The sequence below is a fragment of the Apibacter sp. B3935 genome, from assembly GCF_009827705.1.
Classification (GTDB): Bacteria; Bacteroidota; Bacteroidia; order Flavobacteriales; family Weeksellaceae; genus Apibacter.
Map to the genome: position 1 here is coordinate 610,147 of NZ_WINL01000002.1, position 18,760 is coordinate 628,906.

The 18,760-nt window shown below is 30.0% G+C and carries 18 protein-coding genes; 8 read left to right on the forward strand and 10 right to left on the reverse strand.

Annotated features, from left to right (window positions below):
- Nucleotide 1: 1 nt before the first annotated feature.
- Both lgt and yidD read right to left on the reverse strand, forming a co-directional pair.
- A complete protein-coding gene (lgt, locus tag GFV00_RS05615; protein WP_160556900.1) occupies nucleotides 2-856 on the reverse strand; it encodes a prolipoprotein diacylglyceryl transferase in 855 nt (284 codons plus the stop codon).
- 6 nt (nucleotides 857-862) lie between these two features.
- Nucleotides 863-1,102, reverse strand: coding sequence for a membrane protein insertion efficiency factor YidD (gene yidD, locus GFV00_RS05620; protein ID WP_160541664.1), 240 nt, complete (start codon nucleotides 1,100-1,102; stop codon nucleotides 863-865).
- A 184-nt stretch (nucleotides 1,103-1,286) separates the two neighbouring features.
- Here yidD and GFV00_RS05625 point away from each other — a divergent pair, with 184 nt between their 5' ends.
- The 3 genes from GFV00_RS05625 to GFV00_RS05635 are packed head-to-tail and all read left to right on the forward strand — an operon-like array spanning nucleotide 1,287 to nucleotide 3,356.
- Complete coding sequence (locus GFV00_RS05625; protein WP_160556899.1) at nucleotides 1,287-2,528, forward strand: U32 family peptidase; 1,242 nt, start codon at nucleotides 1,287-1,289, stop codon at nucleotides 2,526-2,528.
- 24 nt (nucleotides 2,529-2,552) lie between these two features.
- Nucleotides 2,553-2,783, forward strand: a complete 231-nt coding sequence (locus GFV00_RS05630) for a ferredoxin (protein ID WP_160556898.1) — start codon at nucleotides 2,553-2,555, stop codon at nucleotides 2,781-2,783.
- 3 nt (nucleotides 2,784-2,786) lie between these two features.
- Nucleotides 2,787-3,356: a 5-formyltetrahydrofolate cyclo-ligase gene (locus GFV00_RS05635; protein WP_160556897.1), complete on the forward strand. Its 570-nt coding sequence runs from the start codon at nucleotides 2,787-2,789 to the stop codon at nucleotides 3,354-3,356.
- On the opposite strand, the gene GFV00_RS05640 is transcribed toward GFV00_RS05635, so the two are convergent.
- Nucleotides 3,323-3,889 (reverse strand): hypothetical protein, encoded by a 567-nt coding sequence (locus tag GFV00_RS05640; RefSeq protein ID WP_160556896.1) that lies wholly within the window; start codon nucleotides 3,887-3,889, stop codon nucleotides 3,323-3,325. The two genes, GFV00_RS05635 and GFV00_RS05640, sit on opposite strands and share 34 nt — an antisense overlap.
- Nucleotides 3,879-5,006, reverse strand: coding sequence for a hypothetical protein (locus GFV00_RS05645; protein ID WP_160556895.1), 1,128 nt, complete (start codon nucleotides 5,004-5,006; stop codon nucleotides 3,879-3,881). Before GFV00_RS05645 ends, GFV00_RS05640 begins: the two co-directional genes overlap by 11 nt.
- A gap of 164 nt (nucleotides 5,007-5,170) precedes the next feature.
- On the opposite strand from GFV00_RS05645, the gene GFV00_RS05650 reads away from it, so the two are divergent.
- From GFV00_RS05650 to GFV00_RS05660, 3 genes are all read left to right on the forward strand, one after another.
- Nucleotides 5,171-5,416 (forward strand): hypothetical protein, encoded by a 246-nt coding sequence (locus GFV00_RS05650; RefSeq protein ID WP_160556894.1) that lies wholly within the window; start codon nucleotides 5,171-5,173, stop codon nucleotides 5,414-5,416.
- Nucleotides 5,417-5,523: 107 nt separating this feature from the next.
- On the forward strand, nucleotides 5,524-5,793 hold the full coding sequence (locus tag GFV00_RS05655) for a hypothetical protein (RefSeq protein ID WP_160556893.1): 270 nt from the start codon (nucleotides 5,524-5,526) through the stop codon (nucleotides 5,791-5,793).
- Nucleotides 5,794-5,838: 45 nt separating this feature from the next.
- On the forward strand, nucleotides 5,839-6,198 hold the full coding sequence (locus GFV00_RS05660; RefSeq protein WP_160556892.1) for a hypothetical protein: 360 nt from the start codon (nucleotides 5,839-5,841) through the stop codon (nucleotides 6,196-6,198).
- A 91-nt stretch (nucleotides 6,199-6,289) separates the two neighbouring features.
- Here GFV00_RS05660 and GFV00_RS05665 read toward each other — a convergent pair whose 3' ends face one another.
- Both GFV00_RS05665 and prfB read right to left on the reverse strand, forming a co-directional pair.
- On the reverse strand, nucleotides 6,290-7,201 hold the full coding sequence (locus GFV00_RS05665; RefSeq protein ID WP_160556891.1) for an SPFH domain-containing protein: 912 nt from the start codon (nucleotides 7,199-7,201) through the stop codon (nucleotides 6,290-6,292).
- A gap of 62 nt (nucleotides 7,202-7,263) precedes the next feature.
- A complete protein-coding gene (gene prfB, locus GFV00_RS05670) occupies nucleotides 7,264-8,382 on the reverse strand; it encodes a peptide chain release factor 2 (protein ID WP_160556890.1) in 1,119 nt (372 codons plus the stop codon).
- A 438-nt stretch (nucleotides 8,383-8,820) separates the two neighbouring features.
- Here prfB and GFV00_RS05675 point away from each other — a divergent pair, with 438 nt between their 5' ends.
- Both GFV00_RS05675 and GFV00_RS05680 read left to right on the forward strand, forming a co-directional pair.
- Nucleotides 8,821-9,339 carry a mechanosensitive ion channel domain-containing protein gene (locus GFV00_RS05675; protein WP_160556889.1) on the forward strand — a complete coding sequence of 173 codons (519 nt, stop codon included), beginning with the start codon at nucleotides 8,821-8,823 and terminating at the stop codon, nucleotides 9,337-9,339.
- A gap of 24 nt (nucleotides 9,340-9,363) precedes the next feature.
- On the forward strand, nucleotides 9,364-10,326 hold the full coding sequence (locus GFV00_RS05680; protein WP_160556888.1) for an MBL fold metallo-hydrolase: 963 nt from the start codon (nucleotides 9,364-9,366) through the stop codon (nucleotides 10,324-10,326).
- Between the two features lie 53 nt (nucleotides 10,327-10,379).
- Here GFV00_RS05680 and sucC read toward each other — a convergent pair whose 3' ends face one another.
- The 4 genes from sucC to GFV00_RS05700 form a co-directional block, all read right to left on the reverse strand.
- A complete protein-coding gene (gene sucC / locus GFV00_RS05685; RefSeq protein WP_160556887.1) occupies nucleotides 10,380-11,573 on the reverse strand; it encodes an ADP-forming succinate--CoA ligase subunit beta in 1,194 nt (397 codons plus the stop codon).
- Nucleotides 11,574-11,832: 259 nt separating this feature from the next.
- On the reverse strand, nucleotides 11,833-14,001 hold the full coding sequence (locus GFV00_RS05690; protein WP_160556886.1) for a thiol protease/hemagglutinin PrtT: 2,169 nt from the start codon (nucleotides 13,999-14,001) through the stop codon (nucleotides 11,833-11,835).
- A 215-nt stretch (nucleotides 14,002-14,216) separates the two neighbouring features.
- Nucleotides 14,217-16,397: a thiol protease/hemagglutinin PrtT gene (locus GFV00_RS05695; protein ID WP_160556885.1), complete on the reverse strand. Its 2,181-nt coding sequence runs from the start codon at nucleotides 16,395-16,397 to the stop codon at nucleotides 14,217-14,219.
- 325 nt (nucleotides 16,398-16,722) lie between these two features.
- The gene (locus GFV00_RS05700) at nucleotides 16,723-18,690 is read right to left on the reverse strand and encodes a S9 family peptidase (RefSeq protein ID WP_160556884.1); all 1,968 of its coding nucleotides are present in this window, start codon (nucleotides 18,688-18,690) and stop codon (nucleotides 16,723-16,725) included.
- Between the last annotated feature and the right edge of the window lie 70 nt (nucleotides 18,691-18,760).

The window sequence follows — 18,760 nt, forward strand, 5'->3', positions numbered from 1 at the left end:
TTTATATTGCTTTTGATGTATAAATCCTATTTTTTGCGGTCACTAGTATGCAAATTCCTGCGATAATAAAGGGTACACTTAACCATTGTCCGGTATTTAATCCCAGCCAATTAATATATTCTTCTCCCTGCGGTTCCTTAAAAAATTCTACGATAAACCTGATACCGAAAAGTACAATTAAAAAATACCCAAATATCCAACCCGAATATTTCTTTTTATCGGTTTTTAAATAGATAAACATAAGGGATATAAACAAAAGTAAATAGCCAAAGGCTTCATATAATTGAGAGGGATGGCGTGGAACAATACTTCCGTATTCATCGGTATCCTGTTGTATAAAAAGTACAGCCCATGGAAGTGAAGAAGGCTTTCCAATAATTTCCGAATTAAAAAAATTTCCAAAACGTATAAACATTCCTCCTATGGAAACCGGAATAACTATTCTGTCTAATATCCAATAAAAAGTTCGTTTTAAATATTTTCTTGTAAATAGATATAAAGAAATTAGAATTCCTATAGCAGCTCCATGACTGGCTAATCCTGAATAGCCTGTAAATTCAAAATGAGGTTTAGTTCGTATGGGTAAGAAAACCGCTAATGGATCTTGTATAAATAATTGTTTTTGATAAAAGAGTACATGCCCCAATCTAGCTCCTATTATAACGGCCAGAAACATATAGATGAACAAGGGATCTAATAATTTTTTATCTTCCTTATCTTTTTTAAAAATAAACTCCATGAGATAAAAACCTAAGCCAAAAGCAATAACATACATCAAGCTGTAGTATCTTAAGGTAAAGCTGCCTATATGTATACCTAAACTCGGATCCCAAGTAATATATAAAAGTTGATTCATCTAGTTTTAATTATGTTTTTTATGTGGCACCGGATCGTACCCCTCTCCTCCCCAAGGATGACAACGAAAAATACGTTTACTTCCCAACCAAAATCCATAGAACAGTCCATGAATTTTTAATGCTTCCAACATATATGCGGAACAGGTGGGAGTAAACCTGCAATTATTTCCCATCCAAGGAGATATAGCGATCTGATAAAAGCGTATTAATACAACTAGTGGGAATATTGCTATTTTCCTTATCATTATATCAATTTCTTTACAAAGATACGGTTTTCTCTAAGATGATATTATGCGTTAATAAATATTTAACAGGCTAAAATTAACCGGGAAATATTGAAAGGTTTTAATCATGGTTTACCAACCTAAATAAAGGCTTCTTTTTATATAGGTTATATTTATTATTTTTGCGTAAAATTTTAATTCAGTAATGACAGAAAGTGGAAAGATAGAATTGATGTGTCCGGCAGGTAATTTTGAATCATTGCAAGCAGCTTTGGATAATGGTGCAGATTCAATTTATTTTGGAGTCGAGCAATTAAATATGCGTGCGCGTTCATCTGTTAATTTTACTTTAGACGATTTGGAAGAAATTTCCAAAAGATGTTCTCAAAAAGGGGTACGAACGTACTTGACCTTGAACACAATTATTTATGATCACGATTTATCCATAATAAAAACTGTCTTGGATCGAGCAAAATCTGCTTCTATAACAGCAGTTATTGCCATGGATCAAGCGGTTATTGCATATGCAAGACAAATTGGAATGGAGGTTCATATTTCAACTCAAATAAACATTACCAACATTGAAACGGTAAAATTTTATTCTTTATTTGCCGATACTATGGTTTTAAGCAGAGAATTGAGCTTAAGCCAAGTTAAAAAGATCACTTCTCAAATTAATAAAGAACAAATTAAAGGCCCGGGTGGAAAATTAGTTGAAATTGAAATTTTTGGACATGGCGCTTTATGCATGGCTGTATCGGGGAAATGTTATTTGAGTCTACATTCTCATAATTCTTCTGCTAATCGGGGGGCTTGTAAACAAAATTGCAGAAAGAAATACACCGTTATCGATCAAGAATCCGGTTTTGAGATTGAAATCGATAATGAATATATGATGTCCCCTAAAGATTTATGTACAATTGATTTTCTTGATCAAGTTATTGATTCCGGGTTAAAAGTATTGAAAATAGAAGGTAGAGGAAGAGCACCGGAATACGTGGCTACTGTAACTAAATGCTATCGTGAAGCCATTGATGCCATTGCTTCTGGATCTTTTACTAAAGAAGCTGTAGCCGAATGGATGAAAAAGTTAGAAACTGTTTATAACCGAGGATTTTGGAGCGGTTATTATCTTGGGCAAAAATTAGGGGAATGGTCTGATAATCCGGGATCTAATGCTACACAAAAAAAGGTTTATATTGGAAAAGGTCGACATTTTTACCCTAAAACTAAAATTGGTGAATTTGAGATTGAGGCTTATAGTTTAAATGTTGGTGATAAAATATTAATTCAGGGACCTACTACCGGTTCACAAGAAGCTGAAGTTTCTTCGATGATGGTCGATGATATACCCGCTCAGGAAGCTAAAAAGGGAGATATACTTACTTTACCTATTGGTTTTAAAATACGTCCGTCCGATAAATTATATAAAGTTGTTAAAGCGTAGATTTTCGATTTTTTTAATTAAAATATGGTAATCATTACATTGCAAAGAGATAAATGCATAGGATGCAATTATTGTTCGGAGTTTGATCCTGAAAATTTTCGCATGTCTAAAAAAGATGGAAAATCTGTTTTACTTAGGTCTATTGAAAAAAAGGGTTTTTTCACTTTAAAAAATCCTGATAACTATTGTTTTGAGGCTGCAGATAAAGCGGCTAAAGCCTGTCCTGTTAAAATTATTTCTGTAAAAAAAATATGATTCATGTTAAAAAAAGAGGCTCGTAAGAATTTTCTAATGTTAAGATCTTTGCTTACGAAAAAGCAGGTATTATCTAAATCTGAGCAAATTTTTTTACAGTGGAAAAATTCTATTTTGTCCGACTACAATTCTTACCATATTTTCTTAACTATTTCTGATAAAAAGGAGATTGATACTTCTTTTATACTAAATTATTTGTGGGCTAATCAAAAAAAGGTTTATTGCTCCAAAGTACATCATAATTCTTTATTACATTTTGAACTTACTCCTGAAACTAAACTTGAAAAAAATTTGTGGGGAATCCCTGAACCGATAGATCAAGATAATATACAGATTATGAATATAGATTGCATTTTTACTCCTTTATTGGCTTATGATATTTTAGGAAACCGCGTAGGATATGGTAGAGGATATTATGACAACTTCCTTATAAATCACCTTTCCTCTACTAAAGTTGGACTTTCTTTTTTTGAACCCTTGGATTCAATTAACGATATTTCAAGATCGGATATACCTTTGGATTATATTATAACTCCCAATTATTGTTCGGTTTTTCCAATTGAGGTAAAGTAAAATTTAAATTCCGATTTAAATTTTTCCGGATTCTTTTTTAAAATATAATTTGCTTGGGATCTCTGAGTAGAGAAATATTTTTTCTTATTATTATAATAATGAACCTTATAATGTACTACTCCTATTGAATCATTAAGAATCGTAGTGGTATCAGATTTTTTCTTTTCAAGTTCAATTGTAACATATTTTACCTTTAAAGAATCCAAATTATTCACAATTTTACTCACATACACCGTGTCTTTTTTAGGAAAATACCCTTTTAATTGTGAAACTATAAGTGTATCAATCTCTTTGTTTGATTTATTTTCAGTTGCTAAAATAGCTAAATCATAAACTTCTTGTAACTTTTGTTCTGTTATATGTGATATTACTGCCAATGAATCCATTTTTTCAGAAGCATAATAATTTTTATTGTTATATTCTTTTATTTTAATAGGATCTTTTTCTCCTTCGTAATATTTTTCCTTCTTACAAGCTACAAAACCTATTATCAGAAAAACTATAATAATTTGAATTATATGCTTATTTTTCATTTTTTTGTATTTTGAATTTTATTAAATCTATTTTTTTGTTCTTATTAATCTGGCTGTTAATCAGAATATAATTTTTGAGTGAGGTAGTAGGTGTAGTCATAAAGTCAATGTATTTTTTCTTATCCAGCACTTCAACACCAAATAATTCGTTATCGTAAACCTGATAAATAAGTGCATCATCAGCAATTAATTTATTTAACTCTTCTTTTCTTTGTTTTATTAATTGCGATTTTTTATTTTCATCTGCATCATTTACACCAGTTGAATAATAATATAACATGATAGCATAATCATCAGGCCTCAATTTGAAGTTTCTATTATTCTCTTCTCCCTTATCTCTTATTTCTTTAAGTCCGACTACAAAAGATTCCCTTTTATACATAGGTGAACTTATAGTCATTTTGAGAGTATCTGTTGATGATCGATAGGTAAAACAACCATTAGAAACGGTATAATATTCAGGAGATACTCCATTTTTTTGGATAATTATTTCTAATTTGGATTTTATTAAAGAGCTTCTATCGGCATCATAAAAACAAAATTTGAAGGTATTTCTATATTCGTAATATTTATCAATTGAAAAAACCACAACTAATAATGCGATCAATCCTAACAGTATATATATTAATTTTTTAATGCCAAACGAATGATTTTTATTTTTAGTTACGTTTATGCCTAAAGATTCTGTATGTATAGCTTCATCATCATAACCATTAGTTTTTACCTCTACATTTTCTAATGAATTTTTTTTATCACCTCCAACAGTTTTATTTATCAATGGCTCATTCGACACATGTGAATTAAGATTGCCTTGAGATATTTTAGATTGATATTTTTCCTGAAATTCTGTCCATCCCCTCTTATATCCACAATATTGAGTTAATAAATTGAGCATATCAATTCTGGGTAATTTTTCAAATGAAGATTTAAAATAGGTATAGAACCATTTTTCGCTAACGTTTCCTCTAACTTTCTGTCTTAAATGTTCTTGAAAATATATAATGTCTAATCCTTTCCATTTTGAGATGTCAGGATTTAAGGTAGGAAAATCTTCTAAAAAGGTTTGGGTAACCTCCTTTTTTAATTGCTCAAAAAGTATTTTTTCCTGACCCTTCATTTGTAAAATAATTTTAACACACTGATAATCAGTATATATTTTTTGTAAAATTCAAAAAACAGTTTTTACAAAAATATTACAAGCATTTGAATCTTGCAACAAAGTTTAACTCTCCTATCTTTGTTTCTCTAATTTAAATTATATATAATTAAAAAAACTAAAAAATGAAAAAACTAATTTTAAACATTGCAGCTGTAACTGTTATTGCAACAACTTCTTTTATCGCATGTGATAAAAAACAAGCTAGTAGTGATGCTGCTGCTACAACTGATTCTACAGAAACTGCTGCTCCAGCGGTTGATTCTACTGCGGTTGAAGAAGCTCCTAAAGCTCCTGCAACAGATACAGTTAAAGCTGAAGCTCCTAAAGCTGAAGAAGCTGCTGCTCCTAAAGCTGAAGAAGCAAAATAATTTGTTTAAATTAAACAAAATTCACAAAAGGTTACAACTTTTTTGTAGCCTTTTTTCCGAAAGTAAATTTTTACTTTTTTAAAACTTAACAAAAAAAACCTCAAGTGATGAATAAAAATTTTTTAAAATTTACTGCCATCACGTTACTTAGTATAACTAGCTCCTTCATTGCATGTGAAAATAATCATAAAAATAAAACCAATGAAATAAATTCCGTGCAAGGTCTAAATGCTCAGCCTCAGCAAGAAATTGCGCCGGCACCTCCTATAGACAGTTCTGCTAACCTTAAGAACAATAACAATCCAGCTATCCCGGGCATGAATGCTCAACCACAGCAAGAAATTGCTCCCAGCTCAGCATTAGATGAGAGCAACTAAAAAATAAATTAAATTTCAAAAAAAATCATTTAAAAATTTATCGTTATGAAAAAAACAATTTTAAACATCTTAACTATTGCTACTATTACTTCTATTTCTTTTATTGCTTGTGAAAAAAAACAAGTTAATCATGTAGATGCGTCCAGTTCTACTGCTGATTCTCTTGCAAAAGATACAGCGACTTTAGGTGAAAAAATTGGAAATTTCACCGATTCTGCTACCGCTCATATAAAAGAAACAGCTCATGAAGCTAAAGAAAGCTTAGACAAGACTGTAGATAAAGTTAAGGACGAAGCAAACGATCAAAACCATAATATCAAAGAAACAGCTAATAACGCTAAAGAAGGCGTAAAAAATGCTGCTGAGGATTCTAAAAATGATATTAAGGAGGCCACTAAAAAATAATTTTTGGATAAATATCTAATATATTTTCATAAAAAAAGGCATTGAAAATCAATGCCTCTTTTTTTATTTTTATATTCTTTAATTAATTTTATTACTCGGATTGTTTATCATTTAATTGATCACCAATTTTTTGTGAAGCTACAAAAGAAGTAATTGTATTAGTTAACATATCACTTGCTGCACTCGGATTATTGGGCAGCAATATTAAATTAGATCGAGAACTGGCTCCTATGGAGCTTAATGTATCGTAATGTTGAGTAACCACAATTAAAGAAGAGGCTTCTTGTGAGTTTATATTTACTCCGTTTAATACTTTAACAGATTCTTCTAAACCTCGTGCGATTTCTCTCCTTTGATCGGCAATACCTTTTCCTTGTAATTGTTTACTTTCTGCTTCCGCTTTGGCTTTAGCTACAATTTTAATACGCTCTGCTTCCGCTTCATATTCTGCGGCAACCTTTTCTCTTTCTGCTGAATTTATTCGATTCATTGCTTGTTTAACCTGTTCATCGGGATCAATATCTGTAACTAAGGCTTTCACAATGCTGTGTCCATAGCTCTGCATCGCTTCTTGCAATTCACTTTTAACAGCTATTGCTATGTCATCTTTTCTTTCAAATACATCATCTAAACGTAATTTAGGAACTTCAGCCCGAACTACATCAAAAACATAAGAAGTGATTTGTTCGTATGGATTTTGTAATTTATAAAATGCATCATACACAGCTGTCTGAACTACTTGATATTGAACTGAAACTTTAAGATGGACAAATACATTATCTTTTGTTTTAGTTTCAATCATAACATCCAATTGCTGGATTTTTAAATTTACTTTTCCTGCAATCTTATCTATGAAAGGGACTTTAAAATTAATTCCTGCATTTCGTGAGGAATTAAATTTTCCAAATCTTTCAATAATTACTGATGTTTGTTGCTTTACAACAAATATAGGCGCGCCTAAAAAGAATAATATAAACAGAACAAATAGTAGTATAATACCCATAATTTATCAAATATTTTTAGTTTTATTAAAAGCAAATATAAATAATTTTATTTTATCGTATCTTATTGAGGTCTCTGTCCCATCAACATTAAATATGACTTTAAAAAATCATCTATATTACCATTCATAACTGAGTCAACATCTGAAGTTTCAGTGCCTGTTCGAACATCTTTAATCAATCGATAGGGCTGCAATACATAATTTCTTATCTGACTTCCCCATTCTATCTTCATTTTACCCGCCTCTATTTCGTCGCGTTTCGCATTTCTTTTTTCAAGTTCAATTTCAAATAAGCGTGATTTTAATAATTGCAATGCTTTTTCCTTATTTTGTAGTTGGGATCTACTTTCAGTATTTTCAATGATGATTTCTTTTTCTTCTGCTGTGTCTTCATCTTTATATTTATAGCGTAATCTAACTCCTGTTTCCACTTTATTAACATTTTGTCCTCCGGCTCCACTGGAACGAAACGTATCCCATGAAAGCGAAGCTTGATTAATCTGGATCTCAATAGATTCATCTACTAAAGGATATACATACACAGAAGCAAAAGACGTATGTCTTTTTGCATTAGAATCAAACGGTGAAATTCTAACCAATCGATGCACTCCGTTTTCTCCCTTTAAATAACCAAAGGCATAGTCTCCTTCAATCTCTAATGTTACTGTTTTTACACCTGCTACATCTCCGGCCTGATAATTAAGCTCTTTTACTTTAAAATTATGTTTTTCAGCCCACATAATATACATACGCATGAGCATACTCGCCCAATCACAGCTTTCGGTTCCACCTGCTCCTGCCGTTATTTGTATCACAGCGTTTAAATCGTCACCTTCAGATGATAACATATTTTTAAACTCTATATTTTCTAGCAAAGCTACTACTGCTTGGTAATGAGAATTTATTTCATCTTCGGAAACATCTCCTGATTTAAAAAAATCGTATAAAACCACTAAGTCTTCATATTGTGCGTTGATTTCCTGGTACTCTTCAACCCATTTTTTTTTGGCTCTTAATTGTTTTAATATTTTTTCTGCTTCTTTTGGATCTTCCCAAAATGAGGGATCTGCAGATTTTTCTTCTTCATTTTGTATTTCTACTTGCTTTTTTTCTATTTCCAAGTATTCATACAAATCGTTTATCCTTGTCTGTAATTCTTTTAGATTTTCTTGAGTAATCATAAGTAGTACAAAAATACAATGTAAAATTTTATAATTAAAATACCGTATTAAATAATATAATTCAACGTATCCCGGAATTAATTTTTTTTATAATCTGATAAAATAGTTCTAATTTAAATAAAAATTGATGAATTTTGTTTGTAAATTTGCCTTCGTTTTAACAGAGTTCATAATAATTATATACCTTAATGCCGAACATAACATTAATAATAAAAAATGTATTGTAAATAAGACATTTCATCCATGTATATATTAGGAGAATATATCTTTTCTTTTTTTTAATGAGCCTTAAAACTTATGTGTATATATGAAGTAAGCTAAACACTTTTTTCTAAAAAGTAGTAGAGATCTTTCTATTTTGTGAAAAAATGCCATTCCAATTGAACAAAACTAATTTACTAAGAAGATTTACGAACAAATTAAATGATATAATATAAAATGGAATTATTAAGTAAATTTTTTAAAGATTATCACCTTCAATTAATAGCAACTATAATTGTTATTATAGCGATATATTTTTTAAAACTTATTATAAATAAAATAATTTTAAAATATGGTAATCATACCCATATTAAAGAATTACGAACACGAGTAGTGATTAAATATTCAAGTATATTAATTAATATTTTGGGCTTTGTTCTTCTTATAACCATTTGGGGAGTTACTCCGGAATGGATATTTGCTACATTTGCCTCTTTTTTTGCAATTGTAGGTGTCGCTTTTTTTGCCCAATGGTCATTATTAAGCAATGTAACTGCGGGTTTTATCATCTATTTCACTGTTCCATTTAGGATAGGAGACATTATAAAGATTATTGACAAAGATAATCCAATCACCGCAACTGTTGAAGATATTAAGGCTTTCTATGTTGTGTTACGTACCGATGATGGATTACCGGTAACTTTTCCGAATAATTTAATTTTACAAAAAGCCATATTAACTTTAAACGCATCCTAATGAAATCTTTAAAAACCTTTAAATATGAGAAATTTTTTAAATCAATTATTAATTGTATTTACCCTTTTTATTACCGGGGTAACATCTGCTCAAAATTTTAATTATTCCGGTTTCCAAAATTTGAAAATCGGTGATATTCAAGGAGTATTACTTACCGATGGCTATTTTTACAATCCTTCTGTACAACCCGAAATGGCGCCTGTAGCAAAAGCCGATGAGGTTAATAAAATACTTTTAGACAATTATTTACCAACCGATAAATTAGAATTGGCCTTAAATGTATTATTATTAAAAAAGGATAACCATTTAATTTTATTTGATACCGGAACGGGAGAGATTAATGGTAATGGCGGAAAATTGCTTAATGCCCTATCTGTGGTCGGTATTAAACCGGATCAAATTACAGATATTGTGATTACTCATGCTCATTTAGATCATATTGGAGGGTTGGTTGCCAATAATAAACCGGTTTTTCCGAATGCCACTATTTATTTAACTAAAAAAGAATATGATTTCTGGACAGGCAAAAAACAAGATTTTTCAAAGTCTAAACGTTCAGGAAATGAAGCTGAATTAAAAGAAAGTATTAAAGTAATCAGTACTAAATTAAAATCGATAAAATCGAAAATTAAATTTATTAAGGATAAGGAAACTATTTTAAATTGCATTACTTTTTCATTAGCTCCGGGACACACTCCGGGACATATTATTTCAACTATTCGCTCCAACAATGAATCATTGGTGCATATTGCTGATTTAGTTCATTATGGAGCATTATTATTCCCACATCCTGAATGGGGAACATCTTTTGACTGGAATTTTGATTTGGCAGTTAAAACACGTATTTCCTTTCTTGATACTTTAAGCAGGGATAAAACCCTTGTTTTGGGTTATCATCTTCCTTATCCGGGTATTGGTTATGTCAAAAAAACAAATTCCAATAGCTTTCAATGGTTAACTTATCCCTTTTTGACTCCTTTACAATAATTATAAAGAAAGGCTATCCATTGATAGCCTTTTTTATTATTTATTTTTTAAGATTATGCTAAAGCTTTAGTAACCTCATTTGCCGCATCTTCTAAGGTAATAGCAGATATAACTTTTAATCCACTTTCATCAATCATTTTTTTAGCTATTTCTGCATTAGTTCCCTGTAATCGTACTATGATTGGCACTTTTATAAAATCACTCATATTTTTATAGGCATCTAAAATGCCTTGTGCTACTCGATCGCAACGAACAATACCTCCAAATATATTTACGAGTATCGCTTGTACTCTATCATCTGCTAAAATTATTCTAAATGCTTTTTCTACTCTTTCAGCGTCAGCAGTTCCCCCAACATCTAAAAAATTTGCCGGGTCTCCTCCTGAAAGTTTAATAATATCCATCGTTGCCATAGCTAATCCTGCACCGTTTACCATACAACCTACATTGCCTTCTAGTTTTACAAAATTTAATCCTGCCTCTCCTGCTAGTACTTCGGTCGGATCTTCTTCTCTTATATCTCTTAATTTTACATATTCGGGATGCCTGAAAAGAGCGTTGTTATCAATGGTAACTTTTGCGTCTACTGCCGCAATTTGATTATCTGATGTTTTTAAAACGGGATTTATCTCGAATAAGGTAGCATCGCTTTTTATATAAGCATTATATAATGCAGTCACAAATGTTACCATATTTTTAAATGCCTCTCCGGATAATCCGAGATTAAAAGCAATTTTTCTTGCTTGAAAATTTTGTAAACCAACCGATGGGTCAATTTCTTCATTAAATATAAGTGACGGAGTTTTTTCTGCTACCGTTTCAATGTCCATCCCTCCTTCTGTAGAATATATAATTACATTTTTTCCTTTCACTCTGTCTAATAAAACAGACATATAAAATTCTTCAATTTTACCCTCTCCGGGATAATACATATCTTCCGCAATAAATACCTGATGAACTTTCTTACCATTTTTAGGTGTTTGAGGAGTGATTAGATTCATTCCTATGATTTCAGAGGAGATTTCTTTAACTTCATCCAAAGATTTTGCCAATTTAACTCCTCCTCCTTTTCCTCTTCCTCCTGCATGAATTTGAGCTTTTACCACCCACCATTTAGTACCTGTTTGATCATTAATGTCTTTAGCTGCTGCAACGGCTTTCTCCGGTGTAGTAGCAACTATTCCCCTTTGAACTCTTACTCCAAATGATGAAAGTATTTCTTTTCCTTGATATTCATGTAAATTCATGGCTTATTACTTTAGATTTATATTAATCTACTTCAATTTATTTAAATGCTATAAGGACAAATATACAGATTTTTTAAATGAGATATTTTATTAATTAGTAATGCAGGGGTATAAATAGAATTCAAATAGTAAGAAAAATTAAAATTGATGTTTTGGCTATCTGAATTTTTCATCAAAATTATATATAGCTATTTTAAAATAGAAAAGCGTTTCCTTTAGATTATTGGGAAACGCTTATTTATATATTAAATTTTATGAATTATTTTTTAATAAATCTATATTTTTTTATTCCGTTAGAGGTATTCATTTTTAGAACATATGAACCTGATTTCAAATGACTCACATTGATTTCATTGGATGATTGAATAGTTCTATTGATTACTTCTTTACCTGTAAAATCATATATGGTAAGGGATTTTACGATTAGATCTGTATTAAATTTTATGTGTAATACATCCTCAACCGGATTTGGATAGATACTAACTTCGTCGCCATTATTTGCATTTTCTTCTAATGAACGACTTTTAACATTTGTTACAGTAATAGGAAGATAATTTACTTTAGCTCCATCCAAAGTTTGCCATTGTTGATTTTCATTTTCGCGGGCAAAAATTCTAATTCGGTAATTTCCATTTGAAACATTATTAGGAATAGTTAGATATAATGAATAGGAAGGATAGTAATATCTCGCTCCTAAGTTTATAGTTTGTTGAGAAAGAACATATTTTATCTCATCATTTTCATTAGTTAAAGTGATTGCAATTTTCCCTATAAAATCTTTACATCCACTATTTCCGAAAGAAAATTTGGTATAAATGGTATTACCAGGATTTACTTGATTTTTATCCACATAAAAAGGAGTTTTATCTAACATAGAAAGATTATGTGATTTTACGCCATTTAAAACTTCAATTATGCTGGTATTATTTACGTTCGTTGCTATTCTTATAGCACTATATTTATCTCCTTTTTTCTCAACAACTTTTAGTTGATATTTTCCAGATGGTATATCACTATCTATTGAATAATAATTATAATTAAAATTAAGTGGATGAGTACCTTCATTTAATATTGATACAATATTCCCATTTAAATCACATAGAGCCATATAAAAATTTAGGTTATTTATTGTTTTTTCAATTCCTATATTATATATTTTATGTAATTCAGTAAAACATTCTTCTTTATAAACTTTATTTTTTGAAATGGTAAAATCGTTTACAAAATATCTGGCAACTATACTTCCACCTTCATTAGGTTTTATATTAATTCCTATCGATTGCTGATATTTATATTCTAAGGGCGCGTTGGAATTATAATATCCGTTTTGATATCCTCCCCATCCAAAATTAAAATGTAATAATCCGTTTGAATCGTATCCGTCACAAACAAATGAATGTCCACCATTTCCACTTTGTCCGGAGTAAATAATAGGTCTATTATTATTTAACTCTTGAGTTATAATATTATCCCATTCTTCATCACTTATAATTATCTCATTTACATTAGAGTAGTATTTACCTCTTACAATATAATCTATACTTTGGTCATAATCAAAAAAGGTGTATAAAGCTTTTAATGCATCTTCAGTATATGCTCCACTTTCATTTACTCCATACTGCATTTTGGCACTAGCTCCTACATGATACATTAAAAGTGCAACAGCATTAGCTTGTTGGCTAGTATATGAACTGTTATAATTATTTAGCATATTTGCCCATTGGTAAGTATATTTTGAAAGGTCAATTTCAGGAATATTATATACCTGTTTATTGTAAGAATCTGTGGTTTGATACGCAGGAATTTTACCTATACCTGATTTAGGGTGTTGGTGAAATTTCATGATCTGAGCTGTAGCTGTTGCTACACAACCGGTATAAACTTTATAAGGAATTAAGTTATTAAAAGGCGCATCTTGATTCCAATTGGTTTTAATTAGAGGTTGCAATTCTATAGATTTATTGATTTTAAAAGTTTTTTTACCACTTCTATATTCCTCCCATTCCAACTTTATTTCTTTTGATGCTTCTGTTGATTTATTAAACGCTTGTTGCATACCCATTTCTATAGATTTCATCCAAGATTTAAAATTTCCCGGAAGATGGTTTACATCATAAGATCCGGTTTTTGAATACCCGATGATGGGATAATTAATGTCGTCTGCTGAGATAATTATAAAGCCTTGATTATTTCCTATATTATACACGTAATAATACTTGTCTGTTAAACCTTTCTTATTTTTTACATCATTATTTAAACTTGTATATACTAAATTAATTTTTAATCTAGAGATCTTTTGACTTACATATACATTATTACTTAAAAAATTTTCAGCAACATGTTTTGCTTCTATTTGATCTATTTGTTTAGACCATAGCAGTAAATTACCTAATGCAAATAGTAGTAAAAAAGATATAAGTTTTTTCATAATACATTTTTTAATTATATTCAAATATAATAAATAAATTATTAATTACTTCATTAAAAAAAATAAAATATTTATTTTATAATATTTTAATAATAAAATAGGCTTATGATTATTAATAAGTATTGTTTTTTTTATTAGATTTTTATACAAAAAAGGGTGAAGAAAATTCTTCACCCACTTAAATTTTATAAATTTTATTGAAAATTTAAGTAAAATTATTTTTTAATAAATTTATATTTTATTATTTCTTTAGACGTTTGGATTTTTATTATGTAAGCTCCCGAAATTAATGAACTCACATTTACCCCGTTAGAAGGATCTATATTACCTTGCAATACTTCTTTACCTGATAAATCATAAATTGAAATGGATTTAATTTGCTGTTCTAAATCAGATTTGATGTACAAAATATTTTTAACGGGATTAGGATAGATTACAATTTCATTCGCTTCATTTTTCAGCTCTTCTATTCCCAGTTTACCATTTTCTATGGTCAGAGGAAGATAATTAACAGTTGCTCCTTCCAACAATTGCCACTCTTGCCCTTCATTTTCACGTGCAAAAATTCTGATTCGATACTCCCCACTAGCAGCATCATCTGGTATATAATCTGAAATTATATAGGATTTAAAGTAATAACCCTCTTTTAAATTATTTATTGAATCTTTCCCAACTATATATATTAGTTTATCCTTCTCATTAGTCAAAGCCAAAGCTATCATTCCATTAAAAGGTTTACATCGATTATTCCCAAATGAAAATTCTACTTGCAGGTAATCTTTAGGCATAGCTTTTCTTATGTTGGCCGTAAGATCTTTATCATTTAATAAATTAAGGTTATGCGATTTAACACCATCCAGTAATTCAATTATACTTGTATCATCTACATTTTGAGCCGTTTTAATTGGTATATACGCATCTCCTTTCTTTTCCACTACTTTTAAACAATACTTCCCTGCTTTAATAGTACTGTTTAGCGTATAATAATTATTTTTAAAATTATACGGATTTGTACTTTCATTAAGTAGCGTTACCATTTTATTGTTAAGATCATATAAAGCCATGTATTGATTTTTTAATATAATGGTATCTTCTACACATATGTTGAATAAGTCATGTTTTTCAGTAAAACATTCATCTTTATATACTTTATTAGTTGAAATCGTAAGCTTATTTACAAAATATCTATTGACTTTTTCTCCTCCTTCATTGGGTTTTATATTTATGCCTATACTTTGGCCATATTTATATTCTAAAGGGGCATTTGAATTGTAATATCCGTCTTGATGTCCTCCCCATCCAAAATTAAAATGCAAGAGTCCGTTGGAATCGTATCCATCACAAACAAATGCATGTCCCGTTCTATTTTCTGTGCTTCCTGAATAATAGATAGGCCTACCTTCATTTAATTCTTTTATTATGATAGTATTCCATTCTTCATCACTGATAGGTATTTCATTTAAATTAGTAAAATATTTGCCTCGAATTATATAATCTATACTTTTGTCATAATCATAATAAGTATACAATGCCTTTAAAGCTTTCCGGCTAGAAGTCCCGCTTTCTTTTACTCCATATTTCATTTGGGCACTTGCTCCTATATGATACATTAAGAGCCCTACAGCCTTTGCTTGTTCATTGGTATAATTCGGACTAGGTGAATTATAATATTCATTTAACATATTTGCCCAATCATACTCGTATTGCTTTAAATCTATCTGCGGTATATTATAGGTTACATTGTTACTGGGGTCTATGGTCTGATAAGCCGAAATGATACCAGTTCCTTTTTTAGGGTATTGATGAAATTTCATAATCTGCGCGGTAGCCGTTGCTACACAACCGGTAAGAACTTCATAAGGAATTTGACTACTAAAAGGTGTTCTTTGATTCCATTTTGTTTTAATAAGCGGTTCTAGTGCGGTAATTCTGGTTTGGATGCTTTTTTTTGAACTTCTATATAATTCCCATTCTTTTTCAATTTCTTTGGTAGGTTTGGTTGAGTTATCAAAAGCTTGTTGCATGCCTAATTCTACGGTTTTCATCCAAGATTGGAAATTATCAGGAAGATTAGCAACATCATAATACCCTGAGTTGGAATATCCTATGATTGGATAATTTATATCATCTGCTGAAATAATTATAAAACCTTGCTTTGTTCCAATGTTGTAAACATAATAGTACTTTTGTGAATGATTTTTCTTTAATTTATTTACCTCACTCTCTGCAGTATAAACTAATCTTAATTGGCTACTTATTTCTCTATGTTGAATGGAATTAATGTTTTTTTTTATAAATTTTTCTGCAACTTGTAAAGCCTCTGCTGGATCTACTTGTTTTGACCATAATTGAATATATGTCAAAACAAAAAGAATAATAAATATATGTTTTCTCATGATAATATTTTTAATATATTAAAATTTGACAATAAAATTACATTAATATTTACAAATTATCTATATTATTAAAAAAAATATTTAAATTAAAATATATTTTTTTTAGATAAATTATATATATTATATATCACTTTATTATTCACATATTCATTCGACCATTTTTTAAAATTTTATGTATATGAAAATTTTACTCTTTTTGTATAAAATAAAAGGTTGAAGATAAAACTTCAACCTTTTAAAAAAATAATTTTTAATAGTAATTTATTGCTATTTACATTTAGTAAAATTATAAAATTATTTATCCTTTCTGCTTATGCTTACTATCTCAAAGTGTCTCTTTTAACCATTTAAAAAATTCTTTTTGCCAGATTATCCCATTTTGGGGTTGTTGAACCCAATGGCTTTCTTCTGGAAAATACAAAAGTCGACTTTTTATACCCTTCAATTGCGCTGCTTGAAAAGCTTCCAGCCCTTGAGTATAAGGAACTCGATAATCTCTTCCCCCGTGAATAATCAATATAGGAGTATCCCAATTAGAAACTAATTTAATAGGATTAAATTCTTTGTAAGCTTTGGGTTGAGGATTTTCCCAATAAGATCCTCCAATATCATAATTGGGAAAGAATATTTCTTCGGTTGATCCATACATGGATTCTAAGTCAAATACCCCACAATGTGAAATAAAAGTTTTAAATCTTTTCTTATGAATACCTGCTAAATAATAAACCGAATAACCGCCATAACTGGCTCCTACAGCACCTAAACGATTTTTGTCCACATAGGGTTCTTTTGAAACTTCATCAATAGCAGATAAATAGTCTTTCATAGGTTGTCCACCCCAGTCACCTGATATCTCTTCGTTCCATTTCACGCCGAAAGAAGGCAATCCTCTTCGATTGGGGGCTACAACAATATAACCATTGGATGCCATAATCTGAAAGTTCCAACGGAAACTGTAAAATTGAGATACCGTACTTTGAGGCCCTCCTTGACAGTATAATAAAGTAGGGTATTTTTTATTTTCATCAAAATCAGGAGGAAATATTACCCAAACCAACATTTTTTTTCCATCAGTAGTGTCAATCCACCTTTCTTCAACTCTACAACTTTTTATCTTTTGATAGAGGTCATCATTTACTGAAGTTAACTTAGTTTCAACTCCGGTTTTAATATTTACTTTATAAATTTCAGAGGCATGATTCATGTCTTGACGCTCTCCAACCAAATAATCTCCGGTGATACGTATACTAACATAATCATGCTGACCGTTGGTAATTTGTCTGATTTTTTTTGTTCTAACATCTAACTCAAAAAATTGTTTAGTAGCATTGATACCGGCCAAAAAATAAATTTTCTTTCCATTTTTAGCCCAAACATAGTCGATTACCGTATTATCCCAAGTTGAAGTTAAATTTATTGTTTTTTGAGTAGCCAAATCATAAATTTTCAGATCATTTTTATCTGCCTCATATCCGTCTGTCTTCATTGACAACCACGCCAACATTCCACCTTGTGGACTAAACTTAGGGTTAGTATCGTATCCTTTATTATCAACAGTTAAATTTTGCGTTTGTTGTGAAAATATATCATAAAGGTATATATCGGTATTGGTAGAAATTGCATCTTGAGTTCCGAAAAGTTTTTTGGATTGGTAAACTAAATATTTACTATCCGGAGAAAAAGAATAATCTTCGGAATTATATTTTTCATCCTTATTGATATCCACCAAACTTCCGTTTGTACTACCAATGAATATATGTTTAAATTTTCCGTCTTTCCAGGTATCCCAATGTCTATACATTAAATGATCATACACTTTCACATCTGATTTTTCCATTATTGGATATATATCTGTGCCTAAAACTTTTTCTAATTTCACCGGTTTAGATATAGCAAAATAGTTGGAATTATTAGCATAAAGTAACCCGGAAAGAATTTCGTTTTCTTTATTTATTTTTTCTGTTTTCTTAGTTTTTAGATTATAAGAATAGATATCATCTCCCACTGAATATATAAATTCATTTTGTGAATGAATAGATAATGCTTTTTCCTTGTCTTTACTTTCAGTAAGTCTGATAATTTGCCCATCTAAATTTAGATGATATAAATCTCTGGTACTGCTGTTTTCATCAACATTATAATATTGAACTCCATAAATAATGTCTCCGGTATCATTTACAGCGTCTATAGATACCCTACCTAAACTCCAAAGTAATTCAGGAGTCAAATTTTGTTTTTGTGCCATAGTAAAAATCCCAATTAGAATTGATACAAGTAAACTACTTTTTCTCATTACTAACTCTTTCCGTTTTTTGAAATAATTTCAAAATTAACATTTTCTTAAACACTTATTTCATTACTTC

Coding starts and splice junctions, on each gene's coding strand:
- GFV00_RS05700 (WP_160556884.1), bottom strand. CDS start 18,690: ATGAGAAAAAGTAGTTTACTTGTATCAATTCTAATTGGGATTTTTACT.
- GFV00_RS05675 (WP_160556889.1), top strand. CDS start 8,821: ATGGAATTATTAAGTAAATTTTTTAAAGATTATCACCTTCAATTAATA.
- GFV00_RS05660 (WP_160556892.1), top strand. CDS start 5,839: ATGAAAAAAACAATTTTAAACATCTTAACTATTGCTACTATTACTTCT.
- GFV00_RS05645 (WP_160556895.1), bottom strand. CDS start 5,006: ATGAAGGGTCAGGAAAAAATACTTTTTGAGCAATTAAAAAAGGAGGTT.
- GFV00_RS05640 (WP_160556896.1), bottom strand. CDS start 3,889: ATGAAAAATAAGCATATAATTCAAATTATTATAGTTTTTCTGATAATA.
- GFV00_RS05650 (WP_160556894.1), top strand. CDS start 5,171: ATGAAAAAACTAATTTTAAACATTGCAGCTGTAACTGTTATTGCAACA.
- GFV00_RS05695 (WP_160556885.1), bottom strand. CDS start 16,397: ATGAGAAAACATATATTTATTATTCTTTTTGTTTTGACATATATTCAA.
- GFV00_RS05655 (WP_160556893.1), top strand. CDS start 5,524: ATGAATAAAAATTTTTTAAAATTTACTGCCATCACGTTACTTAGTATA.
- GFV00_RS05690 (WP_160556886.1), bottom strand. CDS start 14,001: ATGAAAAAACTTATATCTTTTTTACTACTATTTGCATTAGGTAATTTA.
- sucC (WP_160556887.1), bottom strand. CDS start 11,573: ATGAATTTACATGAATATCAAGGAAAAGAAATACTTTCATCATTTGGA.
- GFV00_RS05635 (WP_160556897.1), top strand. CDS start 2,787: ATGTTAAAAAAAGAGGCTCGTAAGAATTTTCTAATGTTAAGATCTTTG.
- GFV00_RS05680 (WP_160556888.1), top strand. CDS start 9,364: ATGAGAAATTTTTTAAATCAATTATTAATTGTATTTACCCTTTTTATT.
- GFV00_RS05665 (WP_160556891.1), bottom strand. CDS start 7,201: ATGGGTATTATACTACTATTTGTTCTGTTTATATTATTCTTTTTAGGC.
- GFV00_RS05630 (WP_160556898.1), top strand. CDS start 2,553: ATGGTAATCATTACATTGCAAAGAGATAAATGCATAGGATGCAATTAT.
- GFV00_RS05625 (WP_160556899.1), top strand. CDS start 1,287: ATGACAGAAAGTGGAAAGATAGAATTGATGTGTCCGGCAGGTAATTTT.
- yidD (WP_160541664.1), bottom strand. CDS start 1,102: ATGATAAGGAAAATAGCAATATTCCCACTAGTTGTATTAATACGCTTT.
- lgt (WP_160556900.1), bottom strand. CDS start 856: ATGAATCAACTTTTATATATTACTTGGGATCCGAGTTTAGGTATACAT.
- prfB (WP_160556890.1), bottom strand. CDS start 8,382: ATGATTACTCAAGAAAATCTAAAAGAATTACAGACAAGGATAAACGAT.